We start from the raw sequence: 1,503 nt of genomic DNA, 5'->3' as shown, positions 1-1,503 counted from the left end.
GTAAGCGGTGTCGCGTGACCCTTGAAGGCGGGGCGTCCGATGAGGGCCGAGCCGTCATTCAGTAAAGGACGGAAGGGAAGTAAACCTCCCGCGGGTCGCGGTATTCACCGATGGTCATCAGCATCATTGGCCTGATCGTGCGAAGACCTTGTGCCAGGCACCAGCGGAATAGTGCTGCGCGGCGAATTGGCAACAGGAACGACAGCGGATCCTTTATGATCCGTGTTGCTCCGAGAAGGAGCGCCCGCACGTCCTCCTCGGTCTCGCCGACGCCGTGATTGGCCAGCCAGTTCGCAGGCGACGCCATATAGGCGCGCACGCGCTCGCCTCTAATGGCCACGATCGGTGTTCCTGTCGCCAGCGCATCGCGCAATTCGTTCGTGCGGGGGTAGCCGTGGATCCTCCCATGCAGGGACGCGCACTCCTGCATATCCGCTTCCGTCAAAGGCCGTATCTGCCAATCCGGAGGTGGCGGCGTGCTCGTCGGTGCTCCCGCCATAACGACAAAAAGTTCCCTCGCTTCGAATCCGAGCACAGCGTAAAGCGACAGGGATTGCACGTTGTATGCTTCCTGAAGGAGGCGGACACCGCGAGCGCCATGCGCCCGATCGAGGGCTGCTTCCATCAATCGCCGTCCGATCCCGCGCTCTTGAACGGCCGGATCGATGACAATAGGACCGATTGCTCGAATCGGGTCGCGCTCGCTGAGAAAATTGAATCCGACGATCCGACCGTCGCCATGGCTGGCAGCGACTATCGCGAACACTGCTGGGTGACGGATGAAACCGGCGACGCGCCGCGCAGCGATTTCCGCCGAGGGAAAGATTGCAGGGAACCCGTGGCGCTCGTTGACCGCTCGAAAGCCCTCGTAGCAGATGCGACCACATTCATCAGCATCGGCATCCATTGCGGGTCGGATGGTGATGTCCATCTGCCCCTCCTTGCTTTGCATATGCTCGCACACTCGCCTCGAATGGGCCAGAGGGTGCTGTGCCGTCGGCAGTGAGGTGCTGATCGACGTCGCCGCGATCGGAAGCGGAGCTAAAGTCAGCGGTGCGTGCCCCAGGTCCAGGGCAGGAGATCGTCGATCTGGCTGTTTGGGTGGCCGTTGGCGATCCTGGCGAGCACGTCGGTGAGGTAGCCGAGCGGCTCGACGTCGTTCAGCTTGCACGTCTCGATCAGCGAAGCGACGACGGCCCAATGCTCGGCGCCGCCGTCAGAGCCCGCGAAGAGGGCGTTCTTCCGGTTGAGCGCGATAGGGCGGATCGACCGTTCGACGGTATTGGAGTCGATCTCGATGCGCCCGTCGCCGAGGAAGCGGGCGAGTCCCTCCCAGTGTGACAGCGTATAGCGGATCGCCTCGGCGAGCTTGGTCTTCTGGCTGATCAGGCCGAGCTTCTCGCGCAGCCACGGCTCGAGCTCTGCCAGGATCGGCCGGCTCCTTTCCTGGCGCACGGCACGACGTGCGTCTGCCGGCTGGCCGCGGATGTCGCCCTCGACGTG

The 1,503-nt window shown here is 63.3% G+C and carries 2 protein-coding genes; both read right to left on the bottom strand.

Annotated features, from left to right (window positions below; all coding sequences use genetic code 11):
- Positions 1 to 58: 58 nt before the first annotated feature.
- Positions 59 to 931 carry a GNAT family N-acetyltransferase gene (locus DH08_RS30235; protein ID WP_192182914.1) on the bottom strand — a complete coding sequence of 291 codons (873 nt, stop codon included), beginning with the start codon at positions 929 to 931 and terminating at the stop codon, positions 59 to 61.
- Between the two features lie 116 nt (positions 932 to 1,047).
- Positions 1,048 to 1,503 (bottom strand): IS66 family transposase (locus DH08_RS30230; RefSeq protein ID WP_192182913.1); only part of this gene is annotated, 456 nt, incomplete at its 5' end.

Origin of the sequence: Mesorhizobium amorphae, from assembly GCF_014843845.1 — a bacterium.
Classification (GTDB): Bacteria; Pseudomonadota; Alphaproteobacteria; order Rhizobiales; family Rhizobiaceae; genus Mesorhizobium; species Mesorhizobium amorphae_A.
This window is presented reverse-complemented; position numbering and strand designations above follow the sequence as displayed.